This window comes from Prauserella muralis (genome assembly GCF_003202285.1).
In the GTDB taxonomy this organism is placed as follows: domain Bacteria; phylum Actinomycetota; class Actinomycetes; order Mycobacteriales; family Pseudonocardiaceae; genus Prauserella_B; species Prauserella_B muralis.
Genome location: NZ_MASW01000002.1, coordinates 653124 through 674485 on the forward strand (window position 1 = coordinate 653124; position 21362 = coordinate 674485).

The 21362-nt window shown below is 69.2% G+C and carries 34 protein-coding genes; 27 read left to right on the forward strand and 7 right to left on the reverse strand.

The genetic code is table 11. The features are described from left to right. Positions 1-45: 45 nt before the first annotated feature. Together BAY60_RS14160 and BAY60_RS14170 are read left to right on the forward strand one after the other, a co-directional pair. Positions 46-2370: a PQQ-dependent sugar dehydrogenase gene (locus BAY60_RS14160; RefSeq protein ID WP_245992497.1), complete on the forward strand. Its 2325-nt coding sequence runs from the start codon at positions 46-48 to the stop codon at positions 2368-2370. Between the two features lie 153 nt (positions 2371-2523). After that, positions 2524-2820, forward strand: a complete 297-nt coding sequence (locus tag BAY60_RS14170) for a hypothetical protein (RefSeq protein WP_112281397.1) — start codon at positions 2524-2526, stop codon at positions 2818-2820. Positions 2821-3466: 646 nt separating this feature from the next. Here the strand turns inward: BAY60_RS14170 and BAY60_RS36750 are convergent. From BAY60_RS36750 to BAY60_RS37105, 4 genes are all read right to left on the reverse strand, one after another. After that, positions 3467-3802 carry a hypothetical protein gene (locus BAY60_RS36750; RefSeq protein WP_146771008.1) on the reverse strand — a complete coding sequence of 112 codons (336 nt, stop codon included), beginning with the start codon at positions 3800-3802 and terminating at the stop codon, positions 3467-3469. A gap of 2 nt (positions 3803-3804) precedes the next feature. Next, positions 3805-5049 carry a putative T7SS-secreted protein gene (locus BAY60_RS14175; protein ID WP_112281398.1) on the reverse strand — a complete coding sequence of 415 codons (1245 nt, stop codon included), beginning with the start codon at positions 5047-5049 and terminating at the stop codon, positions 3805-3807. Then, positions 5049-5363 carry a WXG100 family type VII secretion target gene (locus BAY60_RS14180; protein ID WP_112281399.1) on the reverse strand — a complete coding sequence of 105 codons (315 nt, stop codon included), beginning with the start codon at positions 5361-5363 and terminating at the stop codon, positions 5049-5051. The genes BAY60_RS14175 and BAY60_RS14180 overlap by 1 nt, the downstream gene beginning before the upstream one ends. Positions 5364-5526: 163 nt before the next feature. Beyond that, positions 5527-5676, reverse strand: a complete 150-nt coding sequence (locus BAY60_RS37105) for a hypothetical protein (protein WP_170160403.1) — start codon at positions 5674-5676, stop codon at positions 5527-5529. Positions 5677-5691: 15 nt separating this feature from the next. On the opposite strand from BAY60_RS37105, the gene BAY60_RS36755 reads away from it, so the two are divergent. Next, the gene (locus tag BAY60_RS36755) at positions 5692-6291 is read left to right on the forward strand and encodes a hypothetical protein (RefSeq protein WP_146771009.1); all 600 of its coding nucleotides are present in this window, start codon (positions 5692-5694) and stop codon (positions 6289-6291) included. Positions 6292-6586: 295 nt separating this feature from the next. Here BAY60_RS36755 and BAY60_RS14190 read toward each other — a convergent pair whose 3' ends face one another. From BAY60_RS14190 to BAY60_RS14200, 3 genes are read right to left on the reverse strand one after another with little or no spacing between them, the layout of a single operon-like run. After that, entirely contained in the window at positions 6587-7819 is a 1233-nt protein-coding gene (locus tag BAY60_RS14190; protein ID WP_112281401.1) for a tyrosine-type recombinase/integrase, read from the reverse strand. A 15-nt stretch (positions 7820-7834) separates the two neighbouring features. Continuing rightward, complete coding sequence (locus BAY60_RS14195) at positions 7835-8536, reverse strand: hypothetical protein (protein ID WP_112281402.1); 702 nt, start codon at positions 8534-8536, stop codon at positions 7835-7837. Between the two features lie 48 nt (positions 8537-8584). Further along, a complete protein-coding gene (locus tag BAY60_RS14200) occupies positions 8585-9049 on the reverse strand; it encodes a hypothetical protein (RefSeq protein ID WP_146771010.1) in 465 nt (154 codons plus the stop codon). A 187-nt stretch (positions 9050-9236) separates the two neighbouring features. Here BAY60_RS14200 and BAY60_RS14205 point away from each other — a divergent pair, with 187 nt between their 5' ends. From BAY60_RS14205 to BAY60_RS14295, 24 genes are all read left to right on the forward strand, one after another. Beyond that, on the forward strand, positions 9237-9575 hold the full coding sequence (locus BAY60_RS14205) for a helix-turn-helix domain-containing protein (RefSeq protein ID WP_112281404.1): 339 nt from the start codon (positions 9237-9239) through the stop codon (positions 9573-9575). Further along, on the forward strand, positions 9575-9829 hold the full coding sequence (locus BAY60_RS14210; protein ID WP_112281405.1) for an excisionase family DNA-binding protein: 255 nt from the start codon (positions 9575-9577) through the stop codon (positions 9827-9829). The genes BAY60_RS14205 and BAY60_RS14210 overlap by 1 nt, the downstream gene beginning before the upstream one ends. A 70-nt stretch (positions 9830-9899) precedes the next feature. Then, on the forward strand, positions 9900-10388 hold the full coding sequence (locus BAY60_RS14215; RefSeq protein WP_112281406.1) for a hypothetical protein: 489 nt from the start codon (positions 9900-9902) through the stop codon (positions 10386-10388). Beyond that, positions 10381-10752, forward strand: coding sequence for a hypothetical protein (locus BAY60_RS14220; protein WP_112281407.1), 372 nt, complete (start codon positions 10381-10383; stop codon positions 10750-10752). The genes BAY60_RS14215 and BAY60_RS14220 overlap by 8 nt, the downstream gene beginning before the upstream one ends. After that, entirely contained in the window at positions 10749-11672 is a 924-nt protein-coding gene (locus BAY60_RS14225; protein ID WP_112281408.1) for a PD-(D/E)XK nuclease-like domain-containing protein, read from the forward strand. Before BAY60_RS14220 ends, BAY60_RS14225 begins: the two co-directional genes overlap by 4 nt. Continuing rightward, on the forward strand, positions 11669-12958 hold the full coding sequence (locus tag BAY60_RS37555; protein ID WP_211330323.1) for a hypothetical protein: 1290 nt from the start codon (positions 11669-11671) through the stop codon (positions 12956-12958). Before BAY60_RS14225 ends, BAY60_RS37555 begins: the two co-directional genes overlap by 4 nt. Further along, entirely contained in the window at positions 12955-13119 is a 165-nt protein-coding gene (locus BAY60_RS37110; RefSeq protein ID WP_170160404.1) for a hypothetical protein, read from the forward strand. Before BAY60_RS37555 ends, BAY60_RS37110 begins: the two co-directional genes overlap by 4 nt. Beyond that, a complete protein-coding gene (locus BAY60_RS14235) occupies positions 13119-13403 on the forward strand; it encodes a hypothetical protein (RefSeq protein ID WP_112281409.1) in 285 nt (94 codons plus the stop codon). Before BAY60_RS37110 ends, BAY60_RS14235 begins: the two co-directional genes overlap by 1 nt. Further along, on the forward strand, positions 13388-13789 hold the full coding sequence (locus BAY60_RS38310) for a response regulator transcription factor (RefSeq protein WP_112281410.1): 402 nt from the start codon (positions 13388-13390) through the stop codon (positions 13787-13789). The genes BAY60_RS14235 and BAY60_RS38310 overlap by 16 nt, the downstream gene beginning before the upstream one ends. Next, on the forward strand, positions 13786-14001 hold the full coding sequence (locus tag BAY60_RS14245) for a hypothetical protein (RefSeq protein ID WP_112281411.1): 216 nt from the start codon (positions 13786-13788) through the stop codon (positions 13999-14001). The genes BAY60_RS38310 and BAY60_RS14245 overlap by 4 nt, the downstream gene beginning before the upstream one ends. Beyond that, positions 13998-14357 (forward strand): hypothetical protein, encoded by a 360-nt coding sequence (locus BAY60_RS37115; protein ID WP_170160405.1) that lies wholly within the window; start codon positions 13998-14000, stop codon positions 14355-14357. Before BAY60_RS14245 ends, BAY60_RS37115 begins: the two co-directional genes overlap by 4 nt. After that, positions 14354-14662 carry a helix-turn-helix transcriptional regulator gene (locus tag BAY60_RS37120; protein ID WP_170160406.1) on the forward strand — a complete coding sequence of 103 codons (309 nt, stop codon included), beginning with the start codon at positions 14354-14356 and terminating at the stop codon, positions 14660-14662. Before BAY60_RS37115 ends, BAY60_RS37120 begins: the two co-directional genes overlap by 4 nt. A 4-nt stretch (positions 14663-14666) precedes the next feature. Next, the gene (locus BAY60_RS37125; RefSeq protein ID WP_170160407.1) at positions 14667-14813 is read left to right on the forward strand and encodes a hypothetical protein; all 147 of its coding nucleotides are present in this window, start codon (positions 14667-14669) and stop codon (positions 14811-14813) included. Continuing rightward, on the forward strand, positions 14810-15163 hold the full coding sequence (locus BAY60_RS37130; protein WP_170160408.1) for a hypothetical protein: 354 nt from the start codon (positions 14810-14812) through the stop codon (positions 15161-15163). The genes BAY60_RS37125 and BAY60_RS37130 overlap by 4 nt, the downstream gene beginning before the upstream one ends. Further along, on the forward strand, positions 15160-16044 hold the full coding sequence (locus tag BAY60_RS37135; protein WP_170160409.1) for a DUF2303 family protein: 885 nt from the start codon (positions 15160-15162) through the stop codon (positions 16042-16044). The genes BAY60_RS37130 and BAY60_RS37135 overlap by 4 nt, the downstream gene beginning before the upstream one ends. A gap of 200 nt (positions 16045-16244) precedes the next feature. Then, entirely contained in the window at positions 16245-17441 is a 1197-nt protein-coding gene (locus tag BAY60_RS14260; RefSeq protein WP_112281413.1) for a DNA cytosine methyltransferase, read from the forward strand. Then, positions 17426-17701: a hypothetical protein gene (locus tag BAY60_RS14265; protein WP_112281414.1), complete on the forward strand. Its 276-nt coding sequence runs from the start codon at positions 17426-17428 to the stop codon at positions 17699-17701. Before BAY60_RS14260 ends, BAY60_RS14265 begins: the two co-directional genes overlap by 16 nt. Further along, entirely contained in the window at positions 17701-18525 is an 825-nt protein-coding gene (locus tag BAY60_RS14270; RefSeq protein WP_112281415.1) for a hypothetical protein, read from the forward strand. Before BAY60_RS14265 ends, BAY60_RS14270 begins: the two co-directional genes overlap by 1 nt. Beyond that, positions 18522-19343 (forward strand): DNA adenine methylase, encoded by an 822-nt coding sequence (locus tag BAY60_RS14275; RefSeq protein ID WP_112281416.1) that lies wholly within the window; start codon positions 18522-18524, stop codon positions 19341-19343. The genes BAY60_RS14270 and BAY60_RS14275 overlap by 4 nt, the downstream gene beginning before the upstream one ends. Then, positions 19340-19549, forward strand: a complete 210-nt coding sequence (locus tag BAY60_RS14280) for a hypothetical protein (RefSeq protein WP_112281417.1) — start codon at positions 19340-19342, stop codon at positions 19547-19549. The genes BAY60_RS14275 and BAY60_RS14280 overlap by 4 nt, the downstream gene beginning before the upstream one ends. A gap of 241 nt (positions 19550-19790) precedes the next feature. After that, positions 19791-20270, forward strand: a complete 480-nt coding sequence (locus tag BAY60_RS14285; RefSeq protein ID WP_112281418.1) for a hypothetical protein — start codon at positions 19791-19793, stop codon at positions 20268-20270. Continuing rightward, positions 20267-20560, forward strand: coding sequence for a hypothetical protein (locus BAY60_RS14290; RefSeq protein ID WP_112281419.1), 294 nt, complete (start codon positions 20267-20269; stop codon positions 20558-20560). The genes BAY60_RS14285 and BAY60_RS14290 overlap by 4 nt, the downstream gene beginning before the upstream one ends. After that, complete coding sequence (locus BAY60_RS37140) at positions 20557-20697, forward strand: hypothetical protein (RefSeq protein ID WP_170160410.1); 141 nt, start codon at positions 20557-20559, stop codon at positions 20695-20697. The genes BAY60_RS14290 and BAY60_RS37140 overlap by 4 nt, the downstream gene beginning before the upstream one ends. Next, positions 20690-21322 (forward strand): hypothetical protein, encoded by a 633-nt coding sequence (locus tag BAY60_RS14295; RefSeq protein ID WP_112281420.1) that lies wholly within the window; start codon positions 20690-20692, stop codon positions 21320-21322. The genes BAY60_RS37140 and BAY60_RS14295 overlap by 8 nt, the downstream gene beginning before the upstream one ends. Positions 21323-21362 lie beyond the last annotated feature (40 nt).

Consider the following 21362-nt stretch of genomic DNA (forward strand, 5'->3'; position numbering starts at 1 on the left):
GGCGGCAGTGCCCGAACCAATTCCCAAAGGAGGGATGACGTTCACATGTTGGGTAAGCGCAGATGGTGGGTGCCCGTGGTCGCGGCCACGATGCTCGCGGGCACTCTGCTGGCACCACCGACGATGGCCGGGGCGCAGACCGCGCCGGACGAACCGATCACCGACCCGGTTCCCGAGGACCCGGTGCCCTCGCGGCTCGGGCTCGTCCTCGAGGAGTACGCACAGCTTCCCGAGTCGGAGCCGACGCCGGCTCCGACCGACGTCCGGCTGATGCGGCACAACCGCATCAACTACATCGGCGAGGTCCCCGACGGCTCCGGCCGCATGTACGTCCCCGACCTCAACGGCCCGATGTACCTCATCGAGAACGGCACCCAGCACACCTATCTCGACATCAAGGAGCGATTCGGCGACTACTTCTCCGGCCGCGGACTCGGCAGCGGCTTCGGCTTCGTCACGTTCCACCCCGAGTTCGCGGACAACGGCAAGTTCTACACCGTCCACACCGAGGACCGCGACGCGATCGCGACCAAGCCGCCGACCTATCCCAACCAGCCCAACGCGTTCGTGCAGAGCGTGGTGACCGAGTGGACCGCCGACGACCCGTCCGCCGACGAGTTCTCCGGAACCCAGCGCGAGATCTTCCGGTTCGGCTTCACCACCCAGATCCACGCCATCCAGCAGATCGACTTCAACCCGACCGCCGAGCCCGGCGACGAGGACTACGGCCTGCTCTACCTCGCGGTCGGTGACGGCGGCACGGGGCTCAACGACACGTTCACGCAGGAGCTAGACAACCCGGCGGGCAAGATCCTGCGGATCGACCCGGCCGGCACCGACGGGCCCAACGGCCAGTACGGCATTCCCGCGTCGAACCCGTTCGTCGGCGAGGAAGGCGCGCTGGGGGAGATCTACGCCTACGGAATGCGGGACCCGCACCGGTTCGCGTGGGACCGTGGCGGCCGCAACGCGATGTATCTCGGCCACATCGGCCAGCGCGCCATCGAGGCCGTGTACGAGGTGCGCAAGGGTGACAACCTCGGCTGGGCCGCGCGGGAGGGCACCTTCCGGTTCGACCCCGCCCAGCAGTGCGTGCTGTACCCGCTGCCGGAGGACGACGAGCAGTACGGCTACGTGTACCCGGTGGCGCAGTTCGACCACAACACGCCCGCGGGCTGGCCGTGCAACTCCGACAGCGGGCACGCGATCTCCGGTGGCCAGGTGTACCGGGGCGACCAGCTCCCGGTGCTGCGGGGCAAGTACGTCTTCGGTGATCTCGTCGACGGGCGCGTGTTCTACAGCGACGTCCGCGAGATGCGGCAGGGCGAACAGCCCGCGACCATCCACGAGATGCAGCTGTTCGACGCCAGCGGCAAGCGGATGCGGATGACCGACTTCGTCGGCGACGGCCGGGTCGACCTGCGGTTCGGCATCGACGCCGAGGGCGAGCTGTACCTGCTGGCCAAGGCCAACGGCAAGGTCTGGAAGGTCGTGGGCACCAAGTGGGGCAACCCGTCCGAGGTCACCAGGCAGGTCGAGCGCAACCTCGTCGCGCACTTCGACTTCGAGCACCCGTTCTCGCCCGCGGGCGATGCCAGGGAGCTCGACCAGGGCTCGTCGCGGACGTTGCTGGAGCTGGTCAACGGCGGCGAGAACATGCGGGTCGCCGACGGCGCCTTCCCCGACAGCAACAACGCGTTGCAGACCCGGCAGGTCAACCCAGCGGGGCCCGGCAACGACGACTGGAAGGCCGGGGTCTGGGCCGGCGACGCGGACGGGTACGAGGCGCTGAAGGCGTTCAACGGCGTCAGGGGCATCACGGTGATGGGCTGGTTCAAGATGACGGGCACGAACCCGAGCCCCAACACCACGACGGCCAACCCGGACGACCTCTACAACGCGGTCGGGCTCGCCGGTGTCCTCAGTGGTGACTCCGAAGGGCACAACGTGCGTGCGCTGCTCGAGGTCATCAACGTCAACGGTGAGCTGCGCCTGGTGGCGCTGGGGCGCCGGATCGACGGCGGTTCGTCGCAGACGTTCGCGGCCCAGCAGGACTGGCGCGAGCTGCTGCCGCAGGGGCAGTGGGTGCATCTCGCGGCCACGTTCGACTACGCGAACGGCACGATGGCGCTGTACCGCAACGGCAAGAAGCTGCCCGGCTTCTACACGGTGCCCGGCGACCCGTGGCGGGTCGACGGCTCGGGCACGTCGCCGACCAACCCGCGGGGCATCAAGATCGGCGGCAGCTTCCCGCAGAACAACGCGGAACGCAATCCGTGCAACTGCCGGATGGACTCGCTGATGTTCGTCGACAAGGCGCTCGACGCCGACACCATCCAGCACCAGTACCGGCGGTTCCACCACCGCTGATCCGCCGGGGCGAGGGGAGTGGTGTCCGGCCGGTGCCGGCTGGCCCATTGCGGCGCCTTGCCGCCACCGTCGCCGACCATGCGCACGTCGGCGGCGAGAAGCTCGCACAGCCGGTCGACGTCAACTTCCCGGAAGGCTCGCGTCACGCACGGTGTGCGCGACGCGAGCATTCCGCGGTCGCGCTCGATCATGCAGCCGCTGCAGCAGCGAGTAGGGCCCGCCGTTGCCGATGAGCCGCTCGCACGCCACATAGGCGTCGATCGCGGCTGCGGTGCCGAAGAGCAGCCGCTCAAACACCTCGGAGAGGCACAGACCTGCTTTCTGATCACGAGACGCAGCGAGTACGTCGGTTCCTGGTGGATCTCCGACGACAAGGAAGCGCTCCGGTACGTCCGCCACCAGGGCATCACGACACACGAGACGATTGAACCTTCCGCAATCCGTCGCTGAACTTCAACGCTGAAACCGGACCACGCGAAGTGAAACGACGGTCGGTGTCCTCGCGATACCTTGGCCATGGACCGGGTACGGTCACAGCCACCGTCGGTACGGCGGAGACGCCGGTCGCTCGCTGCGGTCAAGGCTGAGCTCGACGTTCTGGAAACACGCTTACGGGCCTGCCGACAAGACCGGACACGCTCCGCTCCGGCTGCTCGATCAGATGATCGACGAGCTCGTACCTTGCGCGAGGGAGCCGGAAGTGGCGGGCGCAGCTCAGGCGCGCTCGTGGCATTTCGGAACCGGCACATAAGCCGGCGGCGTCAGACCGCGTTCCCGCCCACCCAGCCCGAGCCCAGGATAATCAAGTCGACAACTGCAGGGACGTGCGTAAGCTGCGCGAAATCGTACTTACCGGGGATGCGCATTACCCGGCTTGGCGACGCTTGGGCGCACTCCACGTGTCATACGCAAGGGCCAGCGACGCGCGTGGATTTCTGTGGGGACTCGACGCAGGCAAAGATCCTGCAAGGAGAAACCTTCCGAGGTCACAGCAAGAGTCGGTGGAGAATTGGCAAAGGCCCCGGGCGTAACCGTGGCAAGCTGTACTGAGCGGACTTGGGAAAGTATGCTCCTCGCTAGCGCACCGCGCGAGTGCTCATGGCGCAGTCGGCTTGTGTAGCCAACACACATCCCCAGGATACGGAAAGTCGCCGTGTGTGCGCATTTCATTACGCAGCCGGTCGAGTAGGGTGCTCTTTTCTCCGCTCCAAGGTACGAAGTCAGGGTAGTCGGTGATCAAATCTCCGGGCCGGATCCCTCGATCAACAAGTTCACCGACAAAGTCGACCGTAGCCTCGACGATCTGATCGAATGTCGCACCTTTGCCGAGGTGGCCGTTGACGGCGACGGCGACGTTGTGCAGAGGAACCCAGTCGTCGGTCGCATACTTCGTGTAGTAGTCGAGATCTTCATCCCGGTTTTTCCCAGACACTGTTAAGCCTCACCCTTGCTGATGTGGAAGCGTTTGGCATCCAAGCCCTGAACTTCGTTGAGGTCGATTGTAGCGCCGCCTGAGTTACTGTACGAGCGATAGGTGACAGTCGATTTCGGGTCGTCGGATATTTGCCAGTACTCCAGCTGCCCTTTTGGGGTTTCAATCGTCTTGGTTGGCTCGCCCAGTCTGTCGTGCAACTGCCGCCGTAACTGGTTTAGATCCGCTTCCGGGATCAAGTAGACGCCCTTGCTGTCCTCGACGCCGGGAACCCGGCCATCCGGAGTCAGCACGGCATCGTGGACCGCTTTCGTCTTCTCTTCCGGTGTTTCCGGACGTCGGTTCGGGGACGCAGGCTCAGCGTGGCCACCGTCGGCGGGCCTGCCACCTTTTAGCATCCGTCCAGCGGCGCCGCCGACGAGGATGTTGCCGCCGATCTCGCCGAGAGCGCGGCCGGTGTTGCCTTTTTCCCATTCGTCCCAGGCGACGAGGTTCTTCGCGGTGTCGACCGGGTTGGTGATGTTGTGCCAGGCAGCGGAGGCGATGTCGGTGAGCTGGGCGTGGTCGGGGTTGCCGGGGTCGGCGACGGCCAGCAGGAGGTCGGCTCCGGCGGAGGCGGTGGTGCTGACGCTGTTCCACATGCCGGCACCGAAGTCGAGCGCGTGTTCACCCCAGGACTTGTTCTCTGGCGCGGTGTCGGCTTCGGCGTCGAGGATCGCCACGGCCTGGTCGCCTGCTTCGGTGAGCTGCTGTCGTGCCCTGTTGAGGACCTCGCGGGCCGTTTGCCGGGTGGCTTCGCCGGGATCGACGAACGGTCCGGGCGAGAGGCAGGTCGGGTTGCCGGCGGCGGCGTTGGCCTGGTTCTGGGCGGTGGCCTGCGCGACCGCGGCTTCGTGTTGCTGCTTGGCCTGCTGGGTTGCCGCGTTGCCTTCGTTCCAGAGCCGGATCGCTTCGGCCGCTTGGCTCTGGGCCCAGCGCAGCGTCGCGGCGTAGCCGTCGAGTGCGTCCGCGGCGGCGGTGAGCGCGTCACCGGCTTTGATCCACTTGATCGGCTCGTAGCTGTACTCGTCGTGGAAGGCGTTGGCCGCCTCACCGGACCATGCGCCGGTATCAATGCTCTTGAGCCCTTCGCCAGCCCAGGTCGCCCGGTCGGCCCGGGCCCGCAGCACGCGTGCGTTCTCCTCGATCGCCTCGGGCTTGCCCTCGACCAGCGCGGCCGGGTCCTCGGTTTCGCCGAGTTCGGCCATCAGTCGTCAACCGCCTGGACAGCGGGATCCGGGAGTGTTCGAGCGGCGGCCTGGTCGGTCTCCCGGTACTTCTGCGCTACCCGGCCGAGGCTGTCCGCGATGTCCTGCGCGTCGTCGTTGAGGTAGTCCAGCCCCTCACTCCACCGGGTGCAGAAGTTCATCAGCGCCGCGTGCAAGCCGCCATGGCCGTACAACGACGTGTCGCCACACAGCTCGCGCAGTTCGAAGCTGTCCTGGTCCCGAACACTCTCGCTGATCCCGCGTGCCGCCTGTTCGAGCGCCTTGACTTCGACGTGCCAGCCTCGTCCGTCCATGCCTCCCCGCTCACCTCGACCAGCGTCAGTCACCGTCGAGTCTAGGGCGACGACTCTGTGTGATGGGGCGGCTCGGCGAGATGTTACCTGCGCCGCACGCCCAAGCGGGCGGGTCCCTTCGGCTCACCGAAGACGTGACTCGAAGGGACCCCGTTCTGCTGGATCAGGCAGCGTAGGCCTGAGCGTCGAACTCGTACTTGACCACGCCGTCGTGGAAGGCGTCGACCTCGGACTCGGTGAACACCAGCTCGACGCCTGCCTCGCCGCGTCGCCGGAAGGCGAACCTGCCGTCCGCCCCGCGCACAACCTCCAAAAATGCTCCACCAGTGTGGCCGGCACGGAAGCCGTGAAGGTAGCCGTCGAACTCCTCGGCCGTGAAGACGAGCCGATGGCCGTCATCATGCCAAAGGCGTTCTTGTCGTCACGGATCTCGACCCAGTCGCCGCGGCGAGCCACCATCACGCAGTCCTTCTGCGGATCGCTGCGCGTCGCCTTCCGGACTCGTGCTCGGCGAACGAGGGCCGATAGGCGTTCATATGCTCTCCTTCAGGGGTGTTTACTTCTTCGACCGCGCGAAGTCGTCGGCGACCTTCTTCAGGACTGCCGGGTCTCTGCGAACGTCAGCGCGGCGTTCGACAGCCGGGCCCACGCTGCTTCGTACCCGGATCAGGAGAAGCGGTGGCCGATCGGGGAACGGCGACCGGACTGGGTGTCGAACGGCACCTACGACGAGCTGGAGACACAAAAGAAGGCAGCGCTCGCGTCGATCGCCCAGCTCGATGCTGACGACGAGGTCGGCCCCGGCGCACCGCACACCGACGACATCGCCCTACTCGACGTGCTGCCGTACCTGACGCTCAATCTCGCCGAGGCGCCTAGGGCGCACCTTCGACGCCTGCTCGCACCGGGAACCTCACGGTGCAACTGATCGACAACATCGACCAAGTCACCCTGCCGCCGACGACCTACCGCAGCCGCTCAGCGGGCAACAACCGTCACCCACCCCACGCCACCACCCCACGAACCCGCAGCTCACGAGGCAGTCGCTCGTGCGGATGCTGTACGTGCCCCCGGCAGGACTCGAACCTGCGACCTAGAGATTCGGCGAAACCCATTCTGGTTACTCTCCTTAGTCGCGAATGTCGTTGCACAGTACCAAAGTTGACCGCGTTAGTTCCGGTTATTCGGGTTGTTTGTGGACCGTAAACGGACCACCGTTCCGATCACCCCACCTCCTCGGCGTCCCCGTCGTCGTCCCCCTCGGACGGCTCATCGAACATCGACTCGAGCGAGTCCGCGATCGTCTCGTTGTCCACCTTCTTTCGCCGGTAGTGGCCCTCGACCACGTCGCGCGTGTTGCCGAGCTGGTTGCCGATGTCCTCGTCGCTCACGCCGCGATCGCCGAGGTGCGTCGCCACCGTGTGCCGGAAGATGTGCGAGGTCACCCACTCGTAGCCGATCGCGTCGCACGCCGTCGAGATCCGCTTGCCCACGTTGGTCGGATCCGGCCACTCCCCGTTCCATGTGCGGAACAGCGGGCCGCCGCCCGACTCCAGCTTGCGCCGCCGCCACATCGGCACCGACCAGCTCGGCACGCGCAGCGTCAGGCCCTGTCGGCGCCCCTTGCGCAGCGGCACGCGCCGGATGCCGACGCCCTTCTCGCGGATCAGGTGATGGTCGGCCACGACCGTGCGCGCGGCCGGATCGACGTCGTCGCCGACGATCGCGAGCACCTCGCCGATCCGCACGCCGGTGGCCAGCATCGCCTCGACGACGTCGGGCAGGTCCGCCCAGGCACGCGCCCGCGGCCCGAGCCTGCCCGTGCCGCTCGGCTTCTCGCGGTCCACCCACGCCCGTAGCTTGTCGAGGAAGTCGCGACGCTGCTCGGGCTCGAGCGCGCGGATCGGCTTCTTCTCGCCCTGCTCGAGCGCCTCGACAGACCGTGCAGGGTTGGCGTCCATCGCGCCATGCCGCACCGCATAGCCGCAGATGCCGGACAGCACGGTCTTACTGCGCTTCGCCGCGGCGTAGCCGACCCTGTCCCGGATGTTTTTGAGCACCTCGTCGCACAGCCCGGCGTTGTCCGCCTCGCGGCACGTCAGCTCGCCCATGCGCGGCCGAAGGTGGTTGTCGGCGCTGTCGCGGTAGTCCTCGAGCGATTTCGGGGCGCGCTCGCCGCGCGTCACCTTCTTCTCGAAGTCGGCCAGCCACAGGTCCATGACGTGCCCGAACCGGGTGTCGCCGTTGATGGCCTGGCCGGCGACCTCGTCGGCGAGCCGGGCCGCCGCCGACTTGAGCGCACGCTCTGCGGCCTTCGCGCTCTTGCCGCTGCGGCGCAGTCGCCGCATCCGGCCGTTGCGCAGCCGGAACCGAGCACGCGCCTCGAACTTGCCGTTCGGCAGCTCGGTCACCCGGATCTCGCCGAAGGTGCCGATCGGCGTGCGGGGTCTAGGCACGTCGACCGCCAGCGGCTACAGCAGGCACACCTCGATGAGCGGTTGCACGTTGGCGTGCAGCAGACAGCTGTCCTGCTCGGGTTCCGGCTGGCTCGGTGGCTCGTCCGGGTCCGGGTCGGGTTCCTCGGGGCGCGCAGGCGGCGGGTGTGGTTCCCTCGGCGCGTCCGGCGGGGGCGATGTGCCTGGCCGCGGTTCCGGTGTCGGCGCCGGCGGCTGCTGCGCGGCGGTCACCTCGACCGGCAGCGCGGCGCCGGGTTCCGACTGCGGCCTCGGGGCAGGACGCGCCGGTGTCGCCGGGGAGCTGGGTCGGGTTGGCTCCGGCGTCGGCTGGTGCGGTTGCGCCGTGGCGCTCGGGGGTGCTGGCGGTGGCAGCGCGATCGTCGGCCGCTCCTCGGGGGGCGTGCCGCTGGGCAGCATCCAGAGCAGCGCGAGGACCGCGCCTGTGGTCGCGAGGATGGCGATGGATGCGGCCTTGTTCTCCTCGACCCAGTCGGCTGCTGCTGCGAGCGGTGCGATGGCGGGGAGGCTGCGGAGGTGGCGTCGGCTGCGGGGCCGCGGTGGGTGTGGTGGTTGGGGTGGACTGCTGCTCATCTCTTGGACGTAGAACCACAGGTCGTCCAGTTCGCGGCGCCGTCTGCGTCTGTCGTGTACGAGGTACGCGATGACCCCCAGCAACCCCACGATGGCCAGCACCCCGACGATCAGGGTCGTGCGCATTTGTCGCAGTTTGCCTCGCCTGAACTGGGATTTCAGCGTCCATTCGTGTTAACCCTCAGCAGCGGAGATATCAGGGTGGTCACGCCGGTACTGCTCCCGGCGGAACAGGTACTCCTTGATGAGGTCGTCCTGAATGGCCTTGGGGGCCGACCTGCGGATGGCAGCGATGACCTCGTCTTCTGTTCGTTCGGGCTCGCGCGGTGGGGGAGCGTCAGGAAGTGGGGGGATCGGGCCCCCTTCGAGGACGGTCCTGGGTGTGTCGGGTGTCCAGTTGGACAGCGTGCGGCCGATTGCTCGGAGCGTCTTCTCTCCGACGGTGGGCTCGGCGTTTTCGACGGCCGCCAGGACGCGGAGGCTGATGTTCGCGGCGCGGGCGAAGGCTGGGCGCGATTGGTAGCCGTCGGCCTCGCGGGCGTCGGTGACGGCGCTGGCGAGTCGGTCGCGCGCCTGGTCCGAGTAGTCCGCTGTTCGCAACCTCCGGATAGCCACCCGTGCAGAATGCCGCAGAGACATGCAGAACACCACCTGTTGTGTGCCATGTCTTCGGTAGCTCCTTCTCCAGTGTTTGGCCCTGGTCCGGCAGGGTCGGTGTGCCATGTTCATGCAGACTAATGCAGAGTAGTGCAGACAAGCAAGTAGTCTGCGTAAGTCTGCATGTTTCTGCTTGACTCCGACATGCAGAATCGTGCAGACTTGGCTCATGCCCAAGCTGAACAGTGAGCGGGTGAAGCACCGGATCGCGGAGCTGGGGCTGTCGGTCGAGGACGTCTCGGTTCGAACCGACATCCCCTACGGAACCCTGCGGAACGCAGTCGCCGGCCGCGATCCGATCAAGCTGAACCGCGCGTATCGGCTGCTCGACGCGCTCAACCCGCCAGGACGGGCGCGGCTGGTGATCGCGGATCTTCTCGCCGACACAGCCGCCGAGAAGCCCGCCGAACCCCCGCAGCAGCCGCAAGGCCCCAAGGCGCCCCCGCGCCGACAGGACAACGAGCAGGAGCGAAAGGCGCCGAAGCGCATCAACGCGGCGGTGGCCTGATGTCCGAGATCACCGACCTGCTCAAGGACATCTCTGCCCGCCTCGCTCGGCTGGAGCGGGAGCGGAAGAACCCGCCGCGCACTGCGTGGCGGCCCCGGGAAGTCGCCAAGCAGCTCGGCATCCCGTACGACGCCGCACTAGACCTCATCCACTCCGGCCAGCTCGGCCACATCCGCGCCGGGCGCCACTACGTCGTGCCCGACACCGAGCTGCAGGCCTTCCTCGGCCGCGCAGCCACGACCCCCGCGAAGTAAGGGGGCTCGCCCCGTGATGCCGCACGGAACGAGCCCATCGCCACCGGCACCAACCAGAGAGGAGCTACCGGTGACCATGACGAAGGTACCCAAGAGCCGCGGCGGTGGTGCTCACCGCACCGGCCAGCCCGCGATGGAGCTGATCCAGCGCATCGGCGACGAGAACCGCGAACGCGAGCTGCGCGAGGCGGACACCGAGATCATCCCCGTGATCGAGGACTTCCGCGCCGATCGCCATGTCGTCGAGGCCCTGCGCGATCGGTTCGTCGACTGGGCGCTCGACGCGCAGATGGATCACAAGCCGTGCGGGTTCTGCTCCCTCGTCGGGTACGAGGTCGATTTCCGGGTGTGGGGCGAGGACGTCCAGGCCGTGTGCCGCCCGTGCCTGCCGCACGCGATCGCCCGGGACTGGACGGAGGGCCCGGTGCAGATTGAGTACAGCCCGCGCATGGCGTCGCTGCTGGAGCGGATGACGGGGCACGGGCACCGGGTCTCCGGCGTGCTCGACGTTCCCCGGCAGGCCGCCGACGAGGCCGGGGAGGTCGCCACCGATGAGTGAGACCACCACGGAGACCCCGCTGCACCTGCAGCAGGCGGAGGGGTTGGAGGCGCTGGCGGCGTTGATCCGGAACCGGCCCGAGATCGCCGAGACCGTGCGACTGGCGTTGGCGTATCTGAACAGCATGGTGCCGAGCCGGGTCGAGGACGGGCGCGGCGCGATGGAAGACCTGGTCGCCGCAGCGGACGCTACCGGCATCGTCTACGTCATCAGCAACGACCGCGACAGCTGCCGGGTGACGTTGGACTTTGGCCCGGCGGTGTGCCTGTCGGTGCGGGCGTCGGCTGAGCGGATGGCGGGGCAGCCCGCGCCGCCGAAGGTGCCCGCGTACGAGCCGCTGACCAAGCCGGGCGGTGCGTCGTGACCGCCACCGCCGAGCGCGTCGAGATCACCGAGCCCGGCGTCTATGACCTGCCGGACGCCGTCTACCACGCGGACCCGGTCCCGGGTAAGTCGCTGTCGTCCACGGGGGCGCGGCTGCTGCTGCCGCCGTCGTGCCCGGCGAAGTTCAAGTGGCGGCGGGACAACCCGGCTCCGCCGAAGCGCGAGTTCGACCTCGGGCACGCCGCGCACAAGCTCGTGCTCGGCGCCGGGCCCGGGGTCGCCGTGATCCACGACAAGCTGCTCGCCAGCAACGGCGCCGCGTCGACCAAGGCCGCCAAGGAGTTCATCGCCGAGGCGCGCGCCGAGGGCATGGCCGTGCTCAAGGAAGACGAGTGGGCCGTGGTCGAGGAGATGGCCGCCAAGCTGCGCGAGCACCCGACCGCGTCGCGGCTGCTGAGCCCCGAGCGCGGTCGGACGGAGCAGTCCTTGTTCTGGACGGATCGGATCACGGGCGTGGCGTGCCGGGCTCGGCTGGATCACCTGCCGCACCCGACCGACCGGCGGATGATCCTCACCGACTACAAGACCGCCGCGTCGGCGGCCCCGTCGAAGATCGAACGCGCGATCGCCGACCACGGCTACAACCAGCAGCTCGACTGGTACCGCGAGGGCATCCTCGCGCTCGGCCTGGCCCGCGACGTCGCCTGCTTGCTCGTGGTGCAGGAGAAGGAACCCCCGTACGTGGTGACGGTGGTCGAGCCGACCGTGTCCTCGATGCAGTGGGGACAGGTGCTCAACCAGCACGCCCGCCGCGTCTACGCCCGCTGCGTCGAAACCGGCCACTGGCCCGGCTACACCGACGACATCGCCTATCTGCCGCTGCCCGCCTACACCGAGCGCGACCTCGAACAGCGCCGCGAGGCGGGCGAGTTCGACATCCTCAAGGAGCACATCAAATGACGTCCGAATTGGACACCGTCCGCAGTGGTGCTGAGCCGATGCGGCTGCCGTCCGAGCACCGGCTCGGGCAGGGAACTGCGATCGAGCAGTCCCGTGCGATCGCCGAGGTGCAGGCCGCCATCCTTGTGGCCCGCCAGAACCCCCGCAACACCTCGCAGGCCATCGCCGACATGCGCGAGGCGTGCAAGATGAAGCGGCTGGCCGAGCGGGCGTTCTTCCGGTTCTCCCGCGGCGGTAGCACCGTGCAGGGCGCGAGCGTCTACCTGGCGCGGGAGCTGGCGCGCTGCTGGGGGAACATCCAGTACGGCGTCAGTGAGTTGCGCCGTGACGACGAGCACGGCCAGTCCGAGATGCAGGCCTGGGCGTGGGACGTCCAGACCAACGCCCGCACCGCGACGATCTTCATCGTGCCGCACAAGCGGGACAAGCGCGACGGGCCGGTGAAGCTCACCGACATGCGCGACATCTACGAGAACAACGCTAACGCCGGTGCCCGCCGGGTGCGCGAGTGCATCTTCTCTGTGCTGCCGATGTGGTTCACCGAGGAGGCGCAGGAGATCTGCACGCGCACGCTGGAGGAGGGCGGCGGGAAGCCGCTGGCGCAGCGGGTGGCGGATGCGATCGCCGGGTTCGAGGCCATCGGGGTCACCGTCGACCAGCTGGAGCGCAGGCTCGACCGGCCGTCGTCGCGCTGGAACAGCCACGACATGGCGCAGCTGTCGGTCACCTACACCTCGATCCAGCGGGGCGAGCTGGACAAGGACGAGGAGTTCCCGCCGGTGCGGGTCACCACCTCGGAGGTGATGGCCGACCTCCAGCAACCGCCGTCACCGGACTACGTGGCGGCCAGCACGCACGGGCGGCTCAACGGCGTGCCGCAGGACGCCCCGGCCGAGCAGCCTGCCGAACCCCGGCCCGAGCCGGAGCAGGCGCCCGCACCGGAGGCCGCTGAGGCCGCGCCCTCCGAACCCGAGCCGGAGCCGATGCCGGAACCCGACGCCGCGCCGGTTGCGGACACGAAACCCCGCGGTGGCGAGGCGAAGGCCAGCACAGTGCAGCTCAAGAAGCTGCACGCCATGTGCAACGGCCTCAAGATCGACGGCCGCGAGGACCGGATGCTGTTCCTGTCCGGGGTGGTGGGGGAGCGGGTCGCATCGGCCAACGACCTCACCAAGGACGAGGCCTCGCGGGTGATCGAGGCACTCGACAGGTGCATCCGTTCCGACGAGCCCGAGCGCGCCGTCGACGCCGTCATGGCTCAGGCACCACAAGGCAGTGGGTCGTGAACGTCCGCATCGCCGAGACCGACGCACCCGACGACGACAACCGGCCCGGCTGCACCCGAGCGTGGGCCGCAGCCGGGGTCATCGTCGGCCTGCCGCTGGCCGCGCTGCTGGGCCCGGTGATCGTGCTCAAGCTGGCCGAGCTGGTTGCGGGGTGGCTGTGATGCCCGAACCCACGCTGCTCGACCAGCTCGTCGGCGTCGCCGCGACGATCGCCTACCTCCTCGCCGCCGGTGTCATCGCTGCGGTCGTGTGGTGGGTGCTCGACCGCATCCGCCCGCATGCACTCGAACCCGGCAGCGACGAGGGGCCCGACCGCGAGCAGCAGCGGTCGGGCCCCTGCCCCGACCTCATCCCGATCGCCGAACCCACCCGGCTCGTCCCGCTCGACGAGCAGGCCAACCACCGCGAAGTTGCATTGGAGAACCTCAGATGGCCGCGCCTGTGAACACCGAACCGCCAGCCGGGCGCACGACCACGTTCGTGGCCGTCGACGACCGCGTCCTACCCCGCCTACAGACCTGGTGTCGCATGGCGGGCATCGAGCTGCGGCCCACCGAGCTCGGCGGGGTCGTGTCTTACGCGCTTGTTCCGGCGACTGCTGAGGCACTCGTCAGCGCACGACGCAGGCTCGGCCTTTCCGAGCGCGAGGTCGAGGTGCTGCAAGGCATCGCCGCCGGGCACACGAACGGCGAGATCGCCGAGCGGCTGTTCGTCTCCACCGACACGGTGAAGACCCACGTGCAGCGGTTGCTCGCGAAGCTCGGCGTGGGTGATCGGTCGGCGGCGGTGAACGTCGCCTGGCAGAACGGCCTCCTCGGCGGTGCACGGTGAAGCGCTGCGTCGCGAAGGCCCGCTGGAGGCTGGCCTACGCGTTGAACCGGCTGCCCGGCATGTGCTGGACCAACCTTGTCGGCTGGGTGCTCAGGTCCTGCCGTCTGCGGGAGACACGGCAGGACTGGCTGTGCCGCCGCGGCGTGGCCGAGTCCCGCGACGGCCGCTGCTACTGCGGCAAACTCCAGCGGCCTGGCGGTGATGCCCGATGATCCTCGACGACTACTTCGCCCGGCTGGAGACCGAGCACCAGGCCGAAGTGGAGCGCGGCGAGCACGATCTCCAATGCGAGTGGCGGCCCCGCCAGTGCATGTGCCACTGCTCGAAACGCCGCCGCGAAGCCGCCGGGCACACCGAACCGCCCGAGTTGGACTGGCAAGCCCCGCTCTGCACGCGTTGCTGGAACGAAACCGAGTCCGACGCCGACGGCTACACCTGCGACACGTGCTCGGCGTTCTGGAACCACGACGGCACGTTCGGGCACTTCACCGACGACTACGGCGAGCTGACACCACGCCCGATCATCGACGTGCAGCTGCCGCCGCTGCCCGAGGAGGTGCACGCGTGAGCCGCGGTAAGGGCACGCTCGCCAGCCCCGACGACGCCCGTACCTTCATCGCGGCGCTGGTCGAGCTACGCCACCACCAGGGGCTCACCGCCACCCAGGTCGCCGCCCGCATCGGCACCGCCCGCGAAACCGTGTCCACATGGGAAACCGGGCGGCGTATCCCGCTGCTGCACCACGTCATCGCCTACGCCCGCGCCATCGGCGTCCGCCTCGACGCACAGATCGTCGTGCCCCTGCACACCACGCAGGCCACGGACCCGGCGTCAGCCGACGCGCCGCTGCCCGGCATCGCAGAGAGGAGGTGACCCGATGGGCAAGGCCAGCCGCCGCGACGTGCGCAAGGCGGTTGAGGCGCTACGGCGCGATGTCGACTCCGAACCGATCCCCGAACCCGACCCAGCCGAAATCCGCCGCATCGCCGAGGAAAACCGGCGCAACCAGAAAGGAAAGAAGTGACCGATCAGTCCACAGGGGAGCAGCGCCCGCCGCGCGACTTCGCGGCGTTCCTGCTCGAACTGGCCAAGGGCAAGACCCACCGCGAGCTGTCCGAGGCGCTGCGCGACGTCGTCAAGGGCGTCACCCAAACCGGCAAGCCCGGCAAGCTGCAGCTCACCCTGCAGTTCAAGAAGGAGAAGGGCACCGAGGCCCTCCTCATCGCCGGGGACGTGAAGAAGCAGGCCCCGGTGTTCGACCAGCCCGCGTCGATCTTCTACGCCACCGAACTCGGCGACCTGCAGCGCACCGACCCGAACCAGGACGAGCTCGACTACTACGGCAGCACCCCGAAGGAGACAACCCACCCATGATCGAGACCACGCTCGACGCCGTCACCGCCGGGGACGGCGCGCTGATCGAAGACCTCACGCGCCGCGCCGAGGCCGCCACCCCGCCCCAGCCCTACGACGTCAGGATGAACGGCCCGCTGGTCGTGCGCACGCGCCGCCACGACGAGCGCATCGACGTCACGAACCTCGAGGAGTTCCTGCCCGAGCCGACCCGCAACCGCGGCGCCGTCGTGCTCTACGACGTCGGCGACTTCGCCGCCTACGTGCAGCGCCTCGCCGACGACCACACCACCGTGTGGGGCGAGGAGTCCCGCTCGCGCTTCACCGCGGTGTTCAACGACCACGCCGACTACAACCGGCCCGGCTGGCGCGACCACAGCGCCGAGCTGCGCCTGCTCGACGACCCCGAATGGCAGGCGTGGCTCGCCACCGACGGGCGCTGGTTCAACCAGTTCGACTTCGCCGAGTTCCTCGAGGACCGCGCCGCCACGATCGTCGACCCGGACCCGGCCGACTTCCTCGAGGTCGCCAGCTCATTCAAGGCGCACAAGAAGGCCGAATTCTCATCGGCCGTCAACCTCACCACCACCGACCTGCAGCTGACCTACAACGAGGAGACCAAGACCACCACGAAGTCCGGGCAGATCGAGGTGCCGCGCCGGTTCACGGTCGCCCTGTCGCCGTTCCTCGGCCTGCCGCCGGTGAACATCCCGGCCCGCCTGCGGTACTCCGTCAGCGACGGCCAGCTGTCCATCGGCTACCGGCTGCACCGCCCGGACCTGGCGCGGCGTAACGCGTTCGCCGACATCCGGCAGACGCTGGCCAACGAGCTGGCGGCCACCGACGGCGACTTCGTCGTGCCGGTGATGCTCGGCCAGGCGCCCGGCTCGCTGCGCCCGTAGACCTCGGTCGGCGTGAACGTCCCCGCCCGCGTTGCATGGAGTCGCGGGAGCACGGAATCGAAAGGACGGCCACGAGCCCCTATGACCGACGGGGGTGCCGCACCTGCGCCGACCGAACCACACCCCGGGTGGCCGCGCTTCTCCCGATGTTGCGCGGCCACCCGGCACCACAACACCAACGCACCCACGGGGAGGGCAGCATGCGATACGGGGGACTGTTCGAAGGCTACGGCGGGCTGACGCAGGCCGTGCTCTCGGTGCTCGGCGGAACCCTCGCCTGGTACTCCGAGATCGAGCCCGCCGCGTGCCGGGTGCTCGCCCACCACCACCCCGGCGTGCTGAACCTCGGCGACATCACCGCCGTCGACTGGGACACCGTCGAGCCGGTCGACGTGCTCGGCGGCGGCTTCCCCTGCCAGGACGTGTCGGCGGCCGGCCGCCGCGCCGGGTTGCGACCTGGCACCCGCTCCGGCCTGTGGTCGCACATGGCGCACGCCATCGCCGTGCTGCGGCCCCGGCTCGTGGTGATCGAGAACGTGAGAGGACTGCTCAGTGCCCCAGCCGATAGCGACGTGGAACCGTGCCCGTGGTGTCTGGGAGACCCTGGAGACGAGCCTCATGTGCGGGCACTCGGTGCCGTTCTCGGCGACCTGGCCGAGCTCGGGTATGACGCGGCGTGGCACGGCCTACGCGCTGCCGACGTCGGCGCCCCGCACGGCCGCTTCCGCGTGTTCGTCGTTGCTGCCGACACCCGAGGCGAAGCTCTCCCACGCTGGCCCGGACTACGCGCGAGCGAACCGGCCAGCATCCGGCGGGGACGATCTCGCGACGGCGCTCGTGAAGGTGCTGCCGACACCGACCGCCCGCGACCACAAGGGACGGAATCAGAGGGGCGATGCGACCTGCCTACCTGGTGCGCTGCTACCGACACCCCGGGCGACGGACGGCACGAACGGAGGACCGGGCCAGCGTGGCAGCTCGGGCGACTTGATGCTGCCCAGCGCGGTAGCGCTGCTGCCGACGCCGACAGCGACCGACGCGGAATCATCGAGCGGATCGAACCCAGCCTGGGGTCACGGCACGACGCTGACGGACGCGGCCCGATCGATTGGGGACCGTACGAACCCGCGATCCGACCGTGGGAGCGCATCCTCGGACGGCCGGCCCCCGCCCCTCACACTGTGGGAACCCGAGGCGCCCGCGTCCTGAGCCCGCGGTTCGTCGAGTGGATGATGGGCCTGCTCGACGGCTACGTCACCGACGTGCCCGGCCTGTCCCGCAGCGAGCAACTCAGGGTGCTCGGCAACGGCGTGGTGCCCCAGCAAGGCGCCGCCGGTCTCGCGTACCTGCTCCCATTCGTCGGCATTGGGGGAGGTGCGACGTGGGCTACCGCGTGAGCGCGCGGCCGACACCGCCGCGCCCGGACACCACCACACCGTCCTACCGGCGCGTCTGCGACCTGTGCTGGGCCGGGCAGCTGCCCGCCGAGCTGCTGCTCACCAAGGACCGCGAACGCCTCGTCACCGACCTGTGGGCCGCGGGCTGGACCGACCTCGAAATCGCCGTCCACACCCGTATGACCACCTACACCACCGGCCGCATCCGAGACCGCCTCGGACTCGCGGCGCACCACCAAGCACGAAAGGTGCCTGCCTGATGACCTGGTTCAAGTCCGACGACTCGTTTTGGCGCCACCCGAAGGTCCGCAAGCTCGGCAAGGACCGCCTGCCTGCGGTCGGCCTCTGGGAGCTGGCCGGCACGTGGTGCGCCGACAACGTCGCGGTCAACGTCGCCGACGGGTTCGTGCCCGACGAGCAGGTCGAGACATGGGACCCGCGCCACCGCTACGCCAAGCGGCTCGTCGCCGTCGGCCTGTGGGAGCGCGCAGAGGTCGAGGGTGAGCAGGGCTACGTGTTCCACGACTGGCCCGACTACAACCCGACCCGGGCCACCGTCGAGGCCGATCGTGAGGCGTGGCGGCAGCGGAAGGCGGAGCAGCGCGCGAAACGTGCCATGTCCCTCGGAGTGTCCCAACGGGACACCAAGGGAGACACACAGCGGGACTCACAAACGGAATCCCGCGACAGTCCCACCGTGAGTCACAACCCCCCCGTCCCGTCCCGACCCGACCCGTCCCGTACTTCTGGTGGTCACCTTGGGGAGGGGCCGTCACCTACCGAACGCGCGGGCACGCCCCCCGCCCCCTCGAACCCCCTCGACGGCCAGCGCCCGGCTGACCGCTGCACGCGCCACCGGCACGACGAACACCCGCCGCCGTGCGGCCAATGCGCCGACGCCCGCCGCGCCGCCGAAGCCTGGGACGCCGACCAGCCCGAGCGGCACCGGCGCGCGCAGCTCGCCATCGCCCGCTGCCGCCTGTGCGACGGCGAAGGCTGGCGCTGGCACCCCGACGGCAAGCACCTGGGCCCAACCAGCCAACGCTGCGACCACCGGCCGCGAGCACGAACGGAGGCATCGTGAAACCGCCGTTCGCCTACTTCGGCGGCAAAACCAGGCTCGCCGAACAGATCGTGGCGACGTTCCCGCCGCACGAGCACTACGTCGAGCCATACGCGGGGTCCCTCGCCGTGCTGCTGGCCAAGCCGCGGTCGCGCATGGAGACCGTCAACGACCTCGACGGCGACCTGATGACGTTCTGGCGCGTGCTGCGCGAGCAGCCCGACGAGCTGGCCCGGGTCTGTGCACTCACGCCGCACGCACGCGCCGAGTTCCTCGAGGCCTACGCGCTGGGCCTCGAGGTCCCGGACGACGTCGAGCGCGCCCGACGTGTCTGGGTCCGCCTCTCGCAGTCCCGCTCCGGCACCCTGCGCCGCACCGGCTGGCGCCACTACATCGACCCCGCCGGCTCAAACACCTCCATGCCGGGATACCTCGAGGCCTACGTCGGGCGCATGTTTCCAGCAGCCGAGCGACTCGCCGGCGTGTCGCTGGAGTGCCAGCCCGCGCTGGACATCATCGAACGCTACGGCCGCAGCCCGGACGTGCTGCTCTACGTCGACCCGCCTTACCTCGGCAGCACCCGCGTTTCCGGCGGCTACCGGCACGAGATGAAGGGCAGGGACGAGCACCGGGAACTCGCCGCGGCGCTCGCCGACTGCCGTGCCTCCGTGGTGCTCTCCGGCTACGACAGCCCGCTCTACGCCGAGCTGTACGACGGCTGGTACAGCACGCGCATCGACACCACCACCGGACAGGGCGGCACCCGCCAGGAACGCACCGAGGTTCTGTGGCGCAACCGTGCCGCCGAGCCGTGCCTGTTCGATGTGGAGGCATCGTGACCGTCCACGAGCGCGACTGCGCACCCTGCGACGCCGCCCGCGCGGTGGTGGACGAGCTCGCCGCGCACTGGGACCCGATCGGCAACTGGGACGAGGTCGAGGCGCTCGACGGCCACGGCGGCACCCTGCGCGACCAGGCCGTGCGCCTCGTCGCCGACGTCCTCCACCGCTACCCGCTCCCCGCACCGCCGAGGAGACCCACATGACCCGCGACCACCCCCGCCGCGACCGCACCGGCGAACCCATCGACGAACCCGAACCCCACGACCCCCGCTGCCACGACGGTTGGATCAACCGCGACAGCACACCCGCCCGCCCCTGCTACCACTGCAAACCCTGGACACGACCCGACCGACGCCGAGCACAAATCCACGGACCACACGGAGGCTGACATCCCGCTGACCAGCACACCCCATGAGAACCTGACCTTGACCAGAGGAGCTTGACATGGGAGACACGCGCTCGTCGGAGGCGAAGGAGGCCAGCGAGGCCCGCAAGGACGCCGTGCTGCGGATGCGCCGCGACGGCATGGACTTCGAGGCCATCGGTGCCGCGCTCGACCCGCCTGTGTCCAAGCAGCGCGCGCACCAGATCTACGCCGAGGCGTTGCGGCAGATCCCCGCCCAGTCTGTCGCCGAGTACCGGGCCGAGCAGGAGCAGCGGCTCGACGAACTGCGCCGCCAGGCGCTCGCGGTGCTCGGCCGGGACCATCTCGCGGTGTCGCAGGGCAGGGTCGTGCGGCTCAGCGACGACGGCCCGCCGGTGCTCGACGACATGCCGAAGCTGCGCGCCGTCGAGACCATCCTCAAGATCGAGGAACGCCTCGCCCGGCTGCGCGGCATCGACGTGCCCACCAAGGCGCAGGTCGAGGGCAACGTGCAGGTCAAGTACCTCGTCGAGGGCATCAACCCCAAGGAGCTGACGTGACCACCACCCACCACACCATCACCACCGGGCTGTCCGAGCGCGACCGGCTCGCCCTCTGCGACTGGACCCGCCAGCACGGCGTAGACCCCACCACCGTGCCGATGGCGAGCAGCATCGTCCTCGACGCCACCACGGTCACGTTCGAGCAGTACGTGCTCGACGACACCGGCCGGCCGCGCTGCATCCGTGACGAGCACGGCCACCCGGTCGACGTCGAGCGCACCACGATCACCGTGCCCCGCCGCCACCCCTGGCCGTTCGAGGGCTCACCCACCCCAGAGGCGACATGATCACCACCATCGCGACGATCGTGACCGTGCTGTGCGCCCTGGCGAGCGTCTACTACGCGCGCCAGTCGCACAAGGCCCGCAAGCGCGCCGAGGAGTCGGCGCGGCTGAGTCAGCTTTGGAGGGGTCCTCGTGGATGAGAAGTCGGCGGCCGTGACCGACATCGTCGACGCGATCGACCGCGCGCTCGGCTGCCTGCAGTGCGGCGGCCCCCTCGGCGACAGCCCCTCGACCGACTTCTGCCGCGAGGCCTGCCAGCGCGACTGGCACACCGCACGCGCCGACGCCGCCACCGACACCCCCGTCGACGTCGAGGCGGTGCACCGACTGGTCACCAGCGCGCCACTGCCCCCGCCGCCGGTCAAACTCACCCGCGCCCAGATCGCCGCCCTCCAAGCACACGCCGACCCGTCACCACCGCCCCCACGTGACGGCGCCCTCGGCACGTTCTTCGGCGCCCCCGTCATCGAGGTCGACACCGACGAGGAATCCACCCCGCACCAGCTCGCCGAGCACGCAGCGGCCTGCCCCTCGGGCCTCCCACACTGCGGCTGCACGATCCAGCCAGCCGGTGAGCTGCTCGTCGCCGACGACAACCTCACCGACGAGCAGCTCGCCCAGCTCCGCGACACGTGGACAGCAGCCATGGCCACGCGCACGCGGATCGTCCCCCACGGCTCGCCGTTCCGGAGCGCCATCACCGCGGCCACGCAGCCCCAACCCCGCCCATGGTGGCGCCGCCTGCTCAGGCAGGTGTGGCCATGACCGGGCCCTTGATCGTCATGGCCGCCGCCTGGGTCGCGTT

Bases quoted from the DNA above. Each gene is read 5' to 3' on its own strand.
- BAY60_RS14235 (WP_112281409.1), top strand. From the start codon at position 13,119: ATGCCCGAACCCACGCTGCTCGACCAGCTCGTCGGCGTCGCCGCGACG.
- BAY60_RS14285 (WP_112281418.1), top strand. From the start codon at position 19,791: ATGGGAGACACGCGCTCGTCGGAGGCGAAGGAGGCCAGCGAGGCCCGC.
- BAY60_RS14195 (WP_112281402.1), bottom strand. From the start codon at position 8,536: ATGCGCACGACCCTGATCGTCGGGGTGCTGGCCATCGTGGGGTTGCTG.
- BAY60_RS37140 (WP_170160410.1), top strand. From the start codon at position 20,557: ATGATCACCACCATCGCGACGATCGTGACCGTGCTGTGCGCCCTGGCG.
- BAY60_RS38310 (WP_112281410.1), top strand. From the start codon at position 13,388: ATGGCCGCGCCTGTGAACACCGAACCGCCAGCCGGGCGCACGACCACG.
- BAY60_RS14270 (WP_112281415.1), top strand. From the start codon at position 17,701: ATGACCTGGTTCAAGTCCGACGACTCGTTTTGGCGCCACCCGAAGGTC.
- BAY60_RS14160 (WP_245992497.1), top strand. From the start codon at position 46: ATGTTGGGTAAGCGCAGATGGTGGGTGCCCGTGGTCGCGGCCACGATG.
- BAY60_RS37115 (WP_170160405.1), top strand. From the start codon at position 13,998: ATGATCCTCGACGACTACTTCGCCCGGCTGGAGACCGAGCACCAGGCC.
- BAY60_RS14180 (WP_112281399.1), bottom strand. From the start codon at position 5,363: ATGGACGGACGAGGCTGGCACGTCGAAGTCAAGGCGCTCGAACAGGCG.
- BAY60_RS37555 (WP_211330323.1), top strand. From the start codon at position 11,669: ATGACGTCCGAATTGGACACCGTCCGCAGTGGTGCTGAGCCGATGCGG.
- BAY60_RS37135 (WP_170160409.1), top strand. From the start codon at position 15,160: ATGATCGAGACCACGCTCGACGCCGTCACCGCCGGGGACGGCGCGCTG.
- BAY60_RS14200 (WP_146771010.1), bottom strand. From the start codon at position 9,049: ATGTCTCTGCGGCATTCTGCACGGGTGGCTATCCGGAGGTTGCGAACA.
- BAY60_RS14260 (WP_112281413.1), top strand. From the start codon at position 16,245: ATGCGATACGGGGGACTGTTCGAAGGCTACGGCGGGCTGACGCAGGCC.
- BAY60_RS14205 (WP_112281404.1), top strand. From the start codon at position 9,237: ATGCCCAAGCTGAACAGTGAGCGGGTGAAGCACCGGATCGCGGAGCTG.
- BAY60_RS14210 (WP_112281405.1), top strand. From the start codon at position 9,575: ATGTCCGAGATCACCGACCTGCTCAAGGACATCTCTGCCCGCCTCGCT.
- BAY60_RS14175 (WP_112281398.1), bottom strand. From the start codon at position 5,049: ATGGCCGAACTCGGCGAAACCGAGGACCCGGCCGCGCTGGTCGAGGGC.
- BAY60_RS37125 (WP_170160407.1), top strand. From the start codon at position 14,667: ATGGGCAAGGCCAGCCGCCGCGACGTGCGCAAGGCGGTTGAGGCGCTA.
- BAY60_RS14220 (WP_112281407.1), top strand. From the start codon at position 10,381: ATGAGTGAGACCACCACGGAGACCCCGCTGCACCTGCAGCAGGCGGAG.